We start from the raw sequence: 13,119 nt of genomic DNA on the forward strand, positions 1-13,119 counted from the left end.
CTACAAAAAAGATATAACGTAAAGCCCGACCACGCTTTTTTTTCAAAAGCGTGGGAACTTCCTAAAAATTTTACAAATACACTTCTGATCCTTTTTCTTTAAATTCTCTCGATTTTTCTTCCATTCCTTTTTGAAAAATTTCGTTGTTCTCATCAATTTCATTTTCAGCTGCAAAATCACGCACTTCTTGCGATATTTTCATAGAACAAAATTTTGGTCCGCACATAGAACAGAAATGCGCAATTTTTGCGCCAGCAGCTGGTAAAGTTTCATCATGGTATTCGCGAGCACGCTCTGGATCTAATCCTAAATTGAATTGATCTTCCCAACGAAACTCAAAACGCGCCATACTTAATGCATTGTCTCTGTGCTGAGCTCCTGGATGCCCTTTTGCCAAATCTGCAGCGTGCGCTGCTAGTTTATAAGTAACAACTCCCACACGAACATCTTCTTTATTTGGCAAACCTAAATGTTCTTTTGGTGTTACGTAACACAACATTGCGCAACCATACCAACCAATCATTGCTGCTCCTATTCCAGATGTTATATGATCGTAACCTGGTGCAATATCAGTTGTTAAAGGCCCTAAAGTGTAAAAAGGAGCTTCGTCACAAACTTCGATTTGCTTTTCCATATTTTCTTTAATCATATGCATTGGCACGTGACCTGGACCTTCTATAAAACACTGAACTTCGTGCTTACGAGCAATTTGTGTTAATTCTCCTAAAGTTTCTAATTCAGCAAACTGCGCTTCGTCATTAGCATCTGCTACAGAACCTGGTCGTAAACCATCACCTAAAGAAAAAGCAACATCATATTGTTTTAAAATTTCGCAAATATCTTCGAAATGCGTATATAAAAAGCTCTCTTTATGATGTGCCAAACACCATTTTGCCATAATAGAACCTCCTCTAGAAACAATACCTGTTACACGTTTTGCTGTCATTGGCACATAGCGCAATAAAACGCCTGCATGAATTGTAAAATAATCCACTCCTTGTTCTGCTTGCTCTATTAAAGTGTCTTTAAAAATTTCCCAAGTTAAATCTTCTGCAACTCCGTTTACTTTTTCTAAAGCTTGATAAATAGGAACTGTACCCACAGGAACAGGCGAATTGCGAACAATCCACTCACGAGTTTCATGAATATTTTGTCCTGTAGATAGATCCATAATATTATCTGCACCCCATCTGCAAGCCCAAACTGCTTTTTCTACTTCTTCTTCTATGGATGATGTAGTTGCTGAATTACCAATATTTGCATTAATTTTCACCAAAAAGTTTCTACCTAAAATCATAGGTTCTGCTTCTGGATGATTGATGTTTGATGGAATAACTGCACGACCTCTTGCAACTTCACTTCTTACAAATTCTGGTGTTATTTTCTCAGGAATTGATGCTCCAAAATGTTCTCCTTTGTGTTGTTTTCTAATTTCAGTCATTTCATCAATTCGTTGATTTTCACGAATTGCAATGTATTCCATTTCTGGAGTAATAATTCCTTTTTTAGCGTAATGTAATTGTGTTACATTTTGTCCTTTTTTAGCACGCATTGGCTTTTTTAAATGACCAAAACGCATGTGATCTAGACTTTTATCATTTAAACGTTCATTGCAATATTTTGATGAAAATGCATCTAATTGTTCAACATCATTTCTATCTAAAATCCATTGTTCTCTAATTCTTTCTATTCCATTATGAACATTGATTTCTTTACTTGGGTCTGTGTATGGCCCAGAAGTATCGTAAACGGTAACAGGTTCGTTTGGGGTTTTCTTTTTCGTCATAGAATCTGTGGTATCGCTCAAGGAAATTTCTCGCATTGCCACGTTAATTTGTGGATGTAATTTTCCTTGAACATAGATTTTTTTCGAATTCGGAAACGGATTTCTTGTTACTTGTCCTTTTTTTGGAGCAGTGTCTTTATTCTTCATATTATATTTTAAAAGGTGTTGTTTGTTTTATATTGAAACCATTCTACATTATTTTAATTTTGTTCAGCTCTTGTGAATTTTGCGATTTCAAAAAGTTCTCGATACAATTTTTCGTACCTCAAAATCACTCGAACTGACATTTTCGAATATTTAATTATCAGTAGATTTATCCACCTTGGGTAGATTTAATAATTAAAACAACATCTTCTTGTTGAAGAATTTTAGCACTCCAATCTATTTTTTTCACAACACTATTATTTATAGCAATAGCAATGCCATTGGTAGTGATTTTTAAATCATCAACCAGTTTTTGTAATGTAGTTTTGTTGGAAATTTCGTGACGTTCGTTGTTTACTTTTATATACATCGTACTTGATTTTTAAAGTAAACTCTAGAAGAAAGATAGATACATAACTGTACAACAAAATGTACAAGCACGCATTTAAGAATGACTTTTTCCTACGTTGGTATTAACCAAATCAGGTTCTAAGGATATTTCTCAAACTAGATAACTAGCTACTCCTAAAGTTTAATAATTCAAATATATTATATTATTATGATATATTTTATAAAGTTGATTTTTTATTTTTATCTCCAGGTAAATCATCTTGAAATGCAGAAGGTAAAATATCTGGAATTAATTTGATTAAAAGCGGTAATAATAATGCACCTCCTGGTAATAAAAATACAGCCAAAGCAGGTATTGCTTTACAAATATCTAACAACTGAATTCTAATTTTTTCTTTTTCTTCTGATGACAAATTAGAGTGCGTAGATTTTTTTATAAGCGCAACAGCTTCTTTGCTTTGTCTTAATTCTTGATCAAGTCTAAGCTTATTTCTAATAAGTAACTGTTTTAACTCTTCTATGCTAGTCATTATAATTTTCTTCTCTTTCTTTCTGTTTTAAGTAAATTTAATTCTCTGCTGGTTTGCCCAGCTACAGAAGTATTTTCTTCTGCTCTTCTAATTAAATACGGCATCACATCTCTAACAGGACCAAAAGGTAGGTATTTTGCCACATTATAACCTTGATTTGCCAAATTATAACTGATATGATCGCTCATACCAAAAAGCTGTCCAAACCAAAGACGATTGTCATTAACTTTTATATCATATTTTTTTGCCAAATCCATTAATAAATAAGAACTTTCTTCATTATGTGTACCTGCAAAAACAGCCATTTTCGAGTGTTCTATCATATATTTTATGGCAGCATCATAATTAATATCTGTTGTATCTTTATCTTTACAAATTGGTGATGGATATCCTTTTTCTTGAGCTCTTTCTCGCTCTTTTTCCATGTAAGCACCACGCACTACTTTCATACCAATGTAAAAACCTTTCTCTTGTGCTTTTTTATGCAGCGCTTTAAGATAATCCATTCTATCATGCCTGTACATTTGTAAAGTATTAAAAACAATGGCTTTTTCTTTATTATAAGTAGCCATTAATTCTTCAATCAACTCATCAGCAGCTTTTTGCATCCAGCTTTCTTCTGCATCAATTAATAAAGGCACATCTTTTTCTACAGCAATTTTACATACTTTATGAAAACGATCTTCTACTCTTTTCCATTCTTCTTTTTCTTCGGATGTTAAATCGATACCTTCTGATATTTTTTGATACAATCCAAATCTTCCAAAACCTGATGGTTTAAATACAGCATAAGGAATGGATTTTTTTTCTTCACAAAAATTAATAATTCTAAGAATTTTATTCAAAGCACCATCAAAACTAACCTCTTCGTCTTTACCTTCTACAGAATAATCTAACACACTATGCACTTTTCCATTATCGAACATATTATCGATAATTGGCAAACAATCGTCTTCTGTTACACCTCCACAAAAATGATCAAAAACTGTAGAACGAATTAAACCTTCAATAGGTAAATGGGCTTTTAATGCAAAATTTGTAACTGCACTACCAATTCTTACCATTGGCTGACTTTGTATCATTCTAAATAAAAAATAAGCACGCTCTAATTGAGAATCTGATTTTAAAGCGAAAGCAACTTCTGTGTTGTCGAAAAGTTTCATAATTTGAATTTTACTGAAAACAAAGATAGTTGAAGAGTGCAAATAATTCAATTATTTATTTTTAATTTGCATACTTAATAAATATACCAATGCAAACCATACAAGCAGTTTCCTATCCTGTTCATTTTCAAGAAGAAAGTTACAACGCACTTTCTAATTTAATCGAAAAAAATAATTATTCTACGATCTTTATTTTGGTTGATGAAAATACTTTAGAGCATTGTTATCCGAAGTTTATCCCCAATTTAACTACGGATAAAAAGATTGAATTGATTGAAATTGAGTCTGGAGAAATCAACAAAAATTTAGAAACTTGCATTGGTGTTTGGAATGCAATTACAGATTTAGGTGGAGATCGAAAAAGTTTATTGATTACTTTAGGTGGTGGAGTTATTACAGACTTAGGTGGTTTTGTGGCTTCTTGTTTTAAACGCGGAATCGATTTTGTAAACATACCAACAACCTTATTATCTATGGTTGATGCTTCTGTAGGTGGCAAAACTGGTGTAGATTTAGGTGTTTTAAAAAACCAGATTGGCTTGTTTGCAAATCCGGAAATGGTTATTGTTGATAATGTATATTTAGAAACGGTTGCACCAAGAGAAATAAAATCAGGTACTGCAGAAATTATTAAATATGGTGTAACTTATGACATCAACTTATTTAATCAAATAAAAGATAACAAAGACTTAAATATTAGCGATTTAATTTTTAGATCTGTAGAAATTAAAAATGAAGTTGTTTTACAAGATCCTAAAGAAAAAAACTTAAGAAAAATCTTAAATTTCGGGCATACTTTAGGGCATGCAATAGAATCTTTTTACCTTGAATCTGAAGACAAAGAAAACTTAACTCATGGTGAGGCCATTGCAATTGGTATGGTTTGCGAATGCTACATGTCTTCTAAATTATTAGGTTTATCAGAAGAAAAAGTGAATGATGTTAAAGAAGTTGTTGTTTCTATTTATGATAAAATAATGTTGTTAAAAGAAGATTTTTCATCAATCTTAGATTTATTAAAACACGATAAGAAAAACGTAAACGGACAAGTAAACTTTGTGCTTTTAAACGATTTTGAAGACTTTAAAATTGATTGTAAAGTGCCTGAAGAATTAATTATTGAGAGTATGGAATTTTATAATCAATAATACTTTTGATTAAAAATTTTGAATTTTATAACATACAAAAAGACCTTTCAATTATACAATTGAAAGGTCTTTTTAATTTAACCAACTAAATTTTTAAAACTCTCGTTTACCAAATTCGCTATCAATAAACTTCGATTTATTTTTAGCAGCATTAAATGTATAAGACAGATTTAGTGTAACCATATCTACTTCATAAACATAATTTGTGCTTGTGTAAAATTGATTAGCTCTCGATGTTGTAATACGTTGTTCGTTTGTATTTAACAAGCCCATATCTATATTTTGCCATTGTAAAGTAGCTGTTAATCGATCGTCCATAAACTTTTTTCGAAAAGTTAAATTTGGTGAGTAAAAACGAGAATCTTCACCCATTGCTGTATTTCTATCCGATAAATAATTAAAGGTGAATTGCAAAGATGCATTTTCCCAGAAATTATAAGTTGAGTTTAAATTGATAGAATAAATTGTTGATTTAGAATCGATATCATAATTTCTTTCTATACCATCTCTGTGTCTAAAATTTAGAACGCCATCAATATCATAATTATACACATTTACGCCTATAAAATTAGTCCAATTGTCAGTTGGTTTTAAAGTTGCACCCACTTCTAAACCTAACGAATTGCTTTTACCAACATTAGAATAAACTCGGTTGATAATGCTATCTATAACTTGTCCATTTTCCTCGTAAGCCAAAGTATTTACACGATTTATAACATTATCTACATGTCTAAAATAAGCAGTTGCATACACAGAATTACCGCCTTTTAATTTTTTAGTTACACCTAATTCAACCAAATCTATAAACTCTGGTAATAAAGTATTATCACCTTGTTCAAAAACTTCAGAATGTTCACGTTCTGCAAAACTATTCATTTTAAAAGTAGTGGTTCTTTCTACTCTTTTGCTGTAAGCCGTTTTAATATTTGTTTTTTCATCAATTTTATATTGTAAAGATGCAGAAGGAAAAAGTTTTACAAAATCGTAATTATAAACATTTTCTGTGGTTTCACTTTGCAAAGCTTCTTTATATTCTCTGTCCATAGATTCTACACGAACACCAGCAGCATAATCCCATTTGCTTTTAGAAGCAGAAACTTGTGCATAACCAGAATGAATACTTCTTTTTAAACTAACATCACTCGAAAATTCTGGTACTAAAACTCCATCTCTTTCATAAACAAATTTACCTGTATGATCTAAATCTCTGTATTGATAACCAGTTTCTAAAGTACCAAAAGAAAAAGGTTTCCATTTATAATCTAAATTAAAACGAGCTCCATACAAAGGATTATCATTGGTGTTGTATTCTCTTTGGTAAACGATTTCATTATCTGGATGCCCTAAATTGTCATTCTCTGTTGGACCACCTAAAAAAGTATATTCGTATAAAATTGATGTAGAAATTTTAGATTGATTATCAAATTGATGTGCATAATCAAAACTACCTAAAGCAAAATCACCTTTTCGAATCCTTAAATTATGATTGTAATACGCAAAAGTATAATCTCTTGTAGATCCGCCAATTGGTGAAATGGAATGATTATCATAATACACAATATCTGCCAAACGTTCTTTTGTACGTTTTCCTGCAAAAAATCCTAAAGAATAACTATCAGATGTGTTGGGTGTATAATCAATATTAAAACGACCATTGTATGTAACTTCATCAAAACTACGCTCGCCATCAGAAGGCAAAAATGTAGTTTTATTTTCTGCTGCATTTACAATGAACATATCTCCTTCTCTTCTACCAGCTTTATCATTTCTCTGGTAACTAGCACCAACAGAAACATTAAAATGATCTGTTCTGTTATTTACAGTTATGTCAATTCCATATCTTTTTGCAGCAACTTTTGTATCGTAATCTTCTATTGATGGGAAACCACCTTTTACATTTACTTGTGCAAAAGTTCCGTTAATTGCCCCTTTTTTAGTGATGATATTTAAAATACCTCCTTTACCTTCAGGATCGTATTTTGCAGAAGGAGCTGTAATTAACTCAACAGTTTCTAATGCATTTGCTGGTAATTGTGCTAAAATAGCACTGGTATCTCCTTGCGTTGGCTTACCATTTATTAAAACTGTAAAACCTTTACTACCTCTTACACTTATTTCGCCTAAACCATCAATAGTTACAGAAGGTAGATTTTTAACAACATCTACTGCATTACCACCCACTGTATTTTGAAACTTTTTAGTATCAAAAACCTGTCTGTCAATTTTGTGTAAAACTGCTTTTTTTTCTGATTTTATAACCACTTCATTCAACTGATTGCTAGCACCTAAAGATAATTTAATTACCCCTAAATCTTTCTTTTCTCCTTTTTTATTGATGTTGATTGATGCTATTGTTTTTAATTGATAACCGATAAATGAAGCTTCTATATAATAATTACCTGGTTTTATATTATCAATAGAAAAAAGACCATCAAAATCTGTTACAACACCATTTACTAATGTTTTTGTAGTTGAATTATACAGTGCTATTGTTGCGTATTCTAGTGGATAATTTTCATCATTTTCAATAACCTTACCAGTTATTTGTGCAGTTGCAATCTGACTCAGCAATAAAGTCAGAAATAAAAACATACATTTTGTTAATCTCATTGTTTTACTTTTTAGTTAATTTTATTTGATTTGTTTCCATTATTAAGTGATTAGACTAACTCTTAACATAACATTTAATTGATTGATTTGTTAGTTATCAATTAAAATTTGAGTTCTAAATTATATCCTTAACAATATTAAACAAATGTAATTTTGAAACCAATAGCAAAATGGTGTATTTGAAAAACAAATGGTCTATGAAGTAATATTTACTATTCTAAATTGCTTTGGGGTTAAATGTGTATACCTTTTAAAGTATTTTGTGAAGTGAGATGTGTCTTTAAAATCTAAGCTAAAAGCAATTTCACTAATCGATTCATTAGAATAAATTAAACGTCTTTTAACTTCTTTAATAATATGCTCAGCAACAACATCTGATGCAGTTTTATTAAACTCTTTTCTACAAATAGCATTTAAATTCTGAGGAGAAGTATTTAATCTGTCTGCGTAAAATTGTACATTATTTTTTAAATTTTGAGATAATAAATCTGTAAACAAAATCAATAAATCTGTTCTTTCTACTTTTTCTAACTGAGCGTAGTTTACTAGTTTGGCAAAAAGAGCTTTTAAACCACCCTCTACTGCTTCACTGTTTATTATATCTTGCTTTTTTTCCCAAGCTAAAGAAGTAAAAAGTGCATTAAAAGAAAGATCTTCTTTTGAAACTTTTATTTTTGATTTATGTTGTAATTTTAAAAGCTGATTATTTAAAAGTTTATCTAGAGTTTTTTCTAAAAACGTTTCTTTTATAATAATTACGTAACCTTTGGGTTTTGTAGTAATTTCCCAATGATGTACTTCGTCTTTTTTAACAATAAAAACAGTTGCTGGTTTTATTTGATAACTTTTTAGATCTAAATGATGATAACCACTACCCTTTATAAAATATACAATTTCTAAATACTTATTATGTTTATGAGGCTTGGTGTAACGTTTATTTACATCAAACTCTTCAATTTTAATGTCTTTATAATCTGATATTTTATTGTAGGTATTGATGTTATTTTTCATCAAATAAATTTAAATTGATTAAATACTGTCAATAAAAAAAAGCCTTTTTAATTAAAAGGCTTTTTTTATTTGTTTTTAAACAAAAAATTAAATTTTCTTAACTTTTACAGCATTCATACCACGCATTCCTTTTTCAAGTTCGAAAGAAACTTTATCATTTTCTGCAATAGTATCAATTAAACCACTAACGTGAGTAAAATATTTTTCACCATTGTCAGAATCTATAATAAAACCAAAACCTTTAGAGCTATCAAAGAAATTTACTTTTCCTTTTCTTACTGGGTCTTCTTCTGGTAAATCTTCTTTTTTAGTTACAGATATCTGAATATCTTCTAACTCGTATTCTACTTTTAATTCTGGATCTGGTGGAGTATCTGTTAAATTTCCATTATGATCTACATAAGCAAACTGTATCCCTGAAGTTCCATTTTCTTCTTTGTTCGCTTTTCTTGCCTCCATTTTTTTACGCTTATCTGCTCTTTTCTTTAAGCGTTTTTTTTCTTTTTCACTTTTACTAAATGTTTGTTGCGATTTTGCCATTAACTATATAAATGTTTTTATTATGATTTAACCTATACTCGTTTGAGAAATTTTCTTTTTCTAAGAATATAAGCTTTAGAAATTGTCTTAAACCTAAAATTATAAAGACAATATAGCTAAGTAGGTAATTTTAAGAAATCTCTCTGTTTTACAAAGGTATTATAAAAAAAAAGGTTTTCAAAATTGAAAGCAATATTAAATTAATTCTAAGCTATAAATGTTAAAAAATGTTAAAAAATCATTTTTCAAAAACCATAGTTTAAAACCTCTCGTAAGTAACTGTATAATCTAAATTAAAATACAATGACAACATTTAAAACTTTAGCATTTATAGGTGCAATTACAATCGGGTTAACATCTTGTACAGAAAGTAATAATGAATTAACTACTGAACTAGACACAAAAATTTTATTTACATCTAATAATGGAGATGGTAACGTAAATATATACGATGTAAGTTCTATAAATGCAGTAACACAATCTACACTTACTACAAATACTACAAAAGCAGACGGAATATATTATGATGGAGATGAAGATTTAATTGTACAAGCAAATAGAACAACTTTTGGTTTAGAAGGTTATTCAGATATTTCAATTTTAACTTCTTCAATATCTACAACAGTAAACGCAAGTGTAACTGGTAGTTTAGACATGTCTAGCCCAAGAGAATTAGCAGTAAATGATAACTTTTATGTAGTTGCAGATAATGCTGATGCAGATGGCAATGAAACTACTGCTGATGGTAGATTATTTGTATATGCAAAAAACGGTGATAGTTTTACTTTAAGAAATACAATAACAACAGATATTAAACTTTGGGGAATTACATTTATTGGCAATGATTTATATGCAATTGCAGATACTACAAACGAATTAGCTGTTTATTCAAACTTTTTAAGTAATTCATCTACATCTACTTTATCAGCAACAAAGCAAATTGCTATTGAAGGTATTATTAGAACACATGGTTTAACTTATGATGCTATGACAGACACTATGATTTTAACTGATATTGGTGAAGCCAGCAATGGTCAAGATGATGGAGGGTTTCATGTAATAGAAAACTTTACTAGTAAATTTAGCAGTACAGCAGATGGTGCTACACTTGCTGCATCTGAACAAATTAGAATTGCTGGTTCAAATACGTTATTAGGTAACCCTGTTGATGTTGCTTATGATGGTGAATCTAAAACAGTATTTATTGCTGAAGCTGGTAATGGTGGAGGAAGAATTTTAGCTTACAATAACATTAGTAATGGTGGTAACATTACACCAGTTTATAATGCGAGTTTAGCATCTGCATCTGCAGTATACTTGCATAATGAATAAGATTTGTTTATTTGAATTATTTATAAAAGACCTTTTGATTTCTTCAAAAGGTCTTTTTTTATGATTAATAAGCAATGTTAAAAAATCATTAAAAAATAAATTAATTTCATATTTAATAGTAATACTATTATATTTGCACTTTTAATTATCAAGTATGAAAGATTTATTATCAGTTTTAAAAATATCTGTACCCAATAAAATTTTTATAAAAGATCCAGAAACCTCAGAATTAGGCAAAAGAATTATAGAAAATAGCATTATTTTAATTAATGATATTGGTTTTGAAAGTTTTACTTTTAAAAAATTAGGTGTTAAAATTAAATCGAACGAAAGTTCTATTTACAGGTATTTTGAAAGCAAACATAAACTTCTACTCTACTTATCTTCTTGGTATTGGGCTTGGTTAGAATACCAACTTGTATTAGAAACTTTTAGTATTTCTGATAAAAAAGAAAAATTGAACAAAGCAATACATATTGTTACAAAAACTGTTGAAAAAGACAGTAATTTTTCGCATATCAACGAAACCATATTATATAAAATAATAGTGAACGAAAGTTCTAAATCTTTTTTAACTAAAAAAGTAGACAAAGACAATAAAGAAGGCTATTTTGAAGTCTACAAACGTTTAATATTAAGATTAAAAAATATGATTGCTGATGTAAACCCTAACTATAAATTCCCTTTAAGTTTGGCAAGTACCATTATTGAAGGTGGTTTACATCAACATTTTTTACACGAACATTTTCCCAAAATTACCAATGCTAAAAAAGGAAAAACACCAACAAAATTTTTTACAAACCTCATTCATCAAACTTTAAACTAATTCAATGGAAAACAAACAACTAACTCCTTGGCAACGTTTTATTGGATTGTTAAGATTAGAAAAAAAGGATATTTTTCAGATATTTTATTACGCTATTTTTGGCGGATTTGTAGCACTAACATTACCTCTTGGTATACAAGCTATTATCAATTTAATACAAGGTGCACAAGTATCTACTTCATGGGTAGTTTTGGTAGTTGTAGTTACAATTGGAGTACTTTTTTCTGGAGCTCTACAGCTAATGCAATTAAGAATTATAGAAACAATTCAACAAAGAATTTTTACAAGAGCTTCTTTTGAATTGAGCTATCGTTTTCCGAAAATAAAAATGAACGAATTGCACAATTATTATCCACCAGAATTAGCAAATCGTTTTTTCGATACAATTACAATTCAAAAAGGTTTATCTAAAATTTTAATTGATGTACCAACTGCAATTCTACAAATTATTTTTGCATTAATTTTATTGTCATTCTATCATCCCTTTTTTATCATTTTTGGTATTCTTTTATTATTCTTAATTTTCATAGTTTTTAAGTTTACTGCACAAAGAGGTTTAGAAACCAGTTTATTAGAGTCTAAAATTAAATACAAAGTAGCACATTGGATACAAGAAGTAGCTAGAACTGTGGTAAGTTTTAAACTTTCTGGTAATACCAATTTAGCCATGACAAAAAATGATGATCTGGTTAACAAATATTTAGAAGCAAGAGAAAATCATTTTAAAGTTTTACTCTTACAATTCAGTCAAATGATTGGTTTTAAAGTAATTGTTACTGCAAGTTTATTATTAATTGGTGGGGCTTTAGTATTGAGCCAAGAGATGAATATTGGTCAATTTGTTGCTGCAGAAATTATTATACTTTTAGTAATTGGTTCTGTAGAAAAATTAATTATTGGTTTAGAATCTTTTTATGACGTGTTAACATCCATCGAAAAAATAGGACAAGTTGTAGACAAAGAGCTAGAGTCTCAAATTGGTGAAAAACCAATATTTAAAAACGGATTAAACTTAGAGCTAGATGAAGTTTTTTACGATGTAGAAGACAGAGAAAAATCAATCATTAAAAATATTTCATTAACCTTAAAACCAGAAAGTAGAATTTTAGTAATGGGAGAAAGTGGTGCTGGTAAATCTAGTTTACTACGTTTAATTTCTGGAATTATAGAACCTACTTCTGGTAACATTTATGTAAACAACTTATCTTTAAGCAGCTTACATAGAAACCATTACAGATCTCAACTAGGTTTATCTCTTTCAGAGGAAACACCTTTTGAAGGTACAATTAGAGAAAACTTAATTTTTGGTAATGACAAAGTTAAAGACAATGAAATCTTTGAAATTTTAGAAGTTGTAGGTTTAGCACAATTTTTAAAAGAGCAACCTAGTGGTTTAGACACTATTTTATATCCAGAAGGTAAACAAATGTCTTATACAATTGCTAAAAAAATAATTTTAGCAAGAGCCATTATAAAGCAACCTAAAATAATGATTTTAGAAGATCCTTTAGATCAATTTAATCTAGAAGAAACAGTAAGAATTATTGATTATTTAACCAATGTAAAAAAACCTTGGTCTCTAATTGTGGTGAGTAGTAAAAAGAGTTGGAGAACGAAATGTAATCAGGTTATTACTTTAGAAAAAGGAGAAATTAAATCTATAAATTAAGAAAAAGTC

At 29.5% G+C, this 13,119-nt stretch carries 11 protein-coding genes and 1 riboswitch; of the genes, 4 read left to right on the top strand and 7 right to left on the bottom strand.

Going from position 1 to position 13,119, the window contains the following annotated elements; all coding sequences use genetic code 11:
• Positions 1–70: 70 nt before the first annotated feature.
• The 4 genes from thiC to ACJJVK_RS15435 all read right to left on the bottom strand — a co-directional run bounded on the left by thiC (position 71) and on the right by ACJJVK_RS15435 (position 3,974).
• Positions 71–1,933 carry a phosphomethylpyrimidine synthase ThiC gene (thiC, locus tag ACJJVK_RS15420; protein ID WP_405567593.1) on the bottom strand — a complete coding sequence of 621 codons (1,863 nt, stop codon included), beginning with the start codon at positions 1,931–1,933 and terminating at the stop codon, positions 71–73.
• 166 nt (positions 1,934–2,099) lie between these two features.
• Positions 2,100–2,300 (bottom strand): sulfur carrier protein ThiS, encoded by a 201-nt coding sequence (thiS, locus tag ACJJVK_RS15425; protein WP_405567596.1) that lies wholly within the window; start codon positions 2,298–2,300, stop codon positions 2,100–2,102.
• Between the two features lie 72 nt (positions 2,301–2,372).
• Positions 2,373–2,467: riboswitch (TPP riboswitch) on the bottom strand.
• 32 nt (positions 2,468–2,499) lie between these two features.
• On the bottom strand, positions 2,500–2,811 hold the full coding sequence (locus tag ACJJVK_RS15430) for an LETM1 domain-containing protein (RefSeq protein ID WP_405567599.1): 312 nt from the start codon (positions 2,809–2,811) through the stop codon (positions 2,500–2,502).
• Positions 2,811–3,974, bottom strand: coding sequence for a proline dehydrogenase family protein (locus ACJJVK_RS15435; RefSeq protein WP_405567601.1), 1,164 nt, complete (start codon positions 3,972–3,974; stop codon positions 2,811–2,813). Before ACJJVK_RS15435 ends, ACJJVK_RS15430 begins: the two co-directional genes overlap by 1 nt.
• A gap of 89 nt (positions 3,975–4,063) precedes the next feature.
• Here ACJJVK_RS15435 and aroB point away from each other — a divergent pair, with 89 nt between their 5' ends.
• Positions 4,064–5,122, top strand: coding sequence for a 3-dehydroquinate synthase (gene aroB, locus ACJJVK_RS15440; RefSeq protein WP_405567603.1), 1,059 nt, complete (start codon positions 4,064–4,066; stop codon positions 5,120–5,122).
• Between the two features lie 93 nt (positions 5,123–5,215).
• Here aroB and ACJJVK_RS15445 read toward each other — a convergent pair whose 3' ends face one another.
• The 3 genes from ACJJVK_RS15445 to ACJJVK_RS15455 all read right to left on the bottom strand — a co-directional run bounded on the left by ACJJVK_RS15445 (position 5,216) and on the right by ACJJVK_RS15455 (position 9,283).
• The gene (locus ACJJVK_RS15445) at positions 5,216–7,732 is read right to left on the bottom strand and encodes an outer membrane beta-barrel protein (protein WP_405567605.1); all 2,517 of its coding nucleotides are present in this window, start codon (positions 7,730–7,732) and stop codon (positions 5,216–5,218) included.
• Between the two features lie 195 nt (positions 7,733–7,927).
• On the bottom strand, positions 7,928–8,743 hold the full coding sequence (locus ACJJVK_RS15450) for an AraC family transcriptional regulator (RefSeq protein ID WP_405567608.1): 816 nt from the start codon (positions 8,741–8,743) through the stop codon (positions 7,928–7,930).
• 87 nt (positions 8,744–8,830) lie between these two features.
• Positions 8,831–9,283, bottom strand: coding sequence for a cold-shock protein (locus tag ACJJVK_RS15455; RefSeq protein ID WP_215994788.1), 453 nt, complete (start codon positions 9,281–9,283; stop codon positions 8,831–8,833).
• Between the two features lie 303 nt (positions 9,284–9,586).
• Here ACJJVK_RS15455 and ACJJVK_RS15460 point away from each other — a divergent pair, with 303 nt between their 5' ends.
• The 3 genes from ACJJVK_RS15460 (at position 9,587) to ACJJVK_RS15470 (ending at position 13,110) form a co-directional block, all read left to right on the top strand.
• On the top strand, positions 9,587–10,615 hold the full coding sequence (locus ACJJVK_RS15460) for a hypothetical protein (RefSeq protein ID WP_405567611.1): 1,029 nt from the start codon (positions 9,587–9,589) through the stop codon (positions 10,613–10,615).
• A 154-nt stretch (positions 10,616–10,769) separates the two neighbouring features.
• Positions 10,770–11,441, top strand: coding sequence for a TetR/AcrR family transcriptional regulator (locus ACJJVK_RS15465; RefSeq protein WP_215994790.1), 672 nt, complete (start codon positions 10,770–10,772; stop codon positions 11,439–11,441).
• A 4-nt stretch (positions 11,442–11,445) separates the two neighbouring features.
• On the top strand, positions 11,446–13,110 hold the full coding sequence (locus tag ACJJVK_RS15470) for a peptidase domain-containing ABC transporter (RefSeq protein ID WP_215994791.1): 1,665 nt from the start codon (positions 11,446–11,448) through the stop codon (positions 13,108–13,110).
• The last annotated feature ends 9 nt before the right edge of the window (positions 13,111–13,119 follow it).

Origin of the sequence: Polaribacter sp. Asnod6-C07 (genome assembly GCF_045063625.1) — a bacterium.
GTDB classification, from domain to species: Bacteria; Bacteroidota; Bacteroidia; order Flavobacteriales; family Flavobacteriaceae; genus Polaribacter; species Polaribacter vadi_A.

Excerpts from the sequence above, each read along its gene's own strand:
- thiC (WP_405567593.1), bottom strand. The coding sequence starts at position 1,933 with ATGAAGAATAAAGACACTGCTCCAAAAAAAGGACAAGTAACAAGAAAT.
- thiS (WP_405567596.1), bottom strand. The coding sequence starts at position 2,300 with ATGTATATAAAAGTAAACAACGAACGTCACGAAATTTCCAACAAAACT.
- ACJJVK_RS15430 (WP_405567599.1), bottom strand. The coding sequence starts at position 2,811 with ATGACTAGCATAGAAGAGTTAAAACAGTTACTTATTAGAAATAAGCTT.
- ACJJVK_RS15435 (WP_405567601.1), bottom strand. The coding sequence starts at position 3,974 with ATGAAACTTTTCGACAACACAGAAGTTGCTTTCGCTTTAAAATCAGAT.
- aroB (WP_405567603.1), top strand. The coding sequence starts at position 4,064 with ATGCAAACCATACAAGCAGTTTCCTATCCTGTTCATTTTCAAGAAGAA.
- ACJJVK_RS15445 (WP_405567605.1), bottom strand. The coding sequence starts at position 7,732 with ATGAGATTAACAAAATGTATGTTTTTATTTCTGACTTTATTGCTGAGT.
- ACJJVK_RS15450 (WP_405567608.1), bottom strand. The coding sequence starts at position 8,743 with ATGAAAAATAACATCAATACCTACAATAAAATATCAGATTATAAAGAC.
- ACJJVK_RS15455 (WP_215994788.1), bottom strand. The coding sequence starts at position 9,283 with ATGGCAAAATCGCAACAAACATTTAGTAAAAGTGAAAAAGAAAAAAAA.
- ACJJVK_RS15460 (WP_405567611.1), top strand. The coding sequence starts at position 9,587 with ATGACAACATTTAAAACTTTAGCATTTATAGGTGCAATTACAATCGGG.
- ACJJVK_RS15465 (WP_215994790.1), top strand. The coding sequence starts at position 10,770 with ATGAAAGATTTATTATCAGTTTTAAAAATATCTGTACCCAATAAAATT.
- ACJJVK_RS15470 (WP_215994791.1), top strand. The coding sequence starts at position 11,446 with ATGGAAAACAAACAACTAACTCCTTGGCAACGTTTTATTGGATTGTTA.